This window comes from Leptotrichia sp. oral taxon 879 str. F0557, from assembly GCF_000469385.1.
Lineage (GTDB): Bacteria > Fusobacteriota > Fusobacteriia > Fusobacteriales > Leptotrichiaceae > Leptotrichia > Leptotrichia mesophila.
The window spans coordinates 38,678-39,402 of the sequence record NZ_KI271358.1 but is presented as its reverse complement, the minus strand read 5'-3'; the positions used below and the strand labels follow the sequence as shown (position 1 = coordinate 39,402).

General features: G+C 36.6%; 1 protein-coding gene. It reads right to left on the bottom strand.

The window, feature by feature from the left end; genetic code table 11:
• The coding region (locus HMPREF1552_RS11280; RefSeq protein WP_051312010.1) for a transketolase at positions 1 to 661 on the bottom strand (661 nt) is incomplete at its 3' end.
• Positions 662 to 725 lie beyond the last annotated feature (64 nt).

The window sequence follows — 725 nt, the reverse complement described above, 5'->3', positions numbered from 1 at the left end:
CATTTATGATTTCTTCATAATTGTGTCCGTCAATTTCAATTACATTCCATTTAAAAGCCTTGAACTTTTCCCCAACTGGAGCGACATCCATTACATCCGAAACTTTTCCGTCAATTTGCAAGTTGTTATAGTCAACTATCGCAACTAAATTGTCAAGCTTGTAATGTGACGCAGTCATAGCCGCTTCCCAAACTTGCCCTTCCTGCAGCTCTCCATCTCCTAAGATTGTATAAACTCTGTAATCATTATTGTAAATTTTTGCACTCAAAGCCATTCCGTTTGCTGCAGACAGTCCTTGTCCCAAAGAACCTGTTGACATTTCAACTCCAGCCAGTTTTTTCATATCAGGATGTCCTTGAAGCGGAGAGTGCCATTTTCTAAGTGTTGGAATAAGGCTCTTTCCTTCATCTCCTAAAAATCCTTTTTCTATCAAAGCCGCATACAGTGCAGGAGCAGCATGCCCCTTACTAAGAACTAATCTGTCTCTGTTTTCCATTTTTGGATTTTTTGGGTCAATATTCATTTCCTTCCAGTAAAGCACAGCCAGAATATCAGCAATCGAAAGTGATCCTCCCGGATGTCCTGATTTTGCCCTGTAAATCATTTCAATAATATCTTTTCTAAGTTCTTTTGAAATTTTTTGAATTTCCTCAATTTTCATAAAAAGCCTCCTATAAATTAATGTTTTTATATTATACTCAAACCTATTTAAAATTAAACTACTA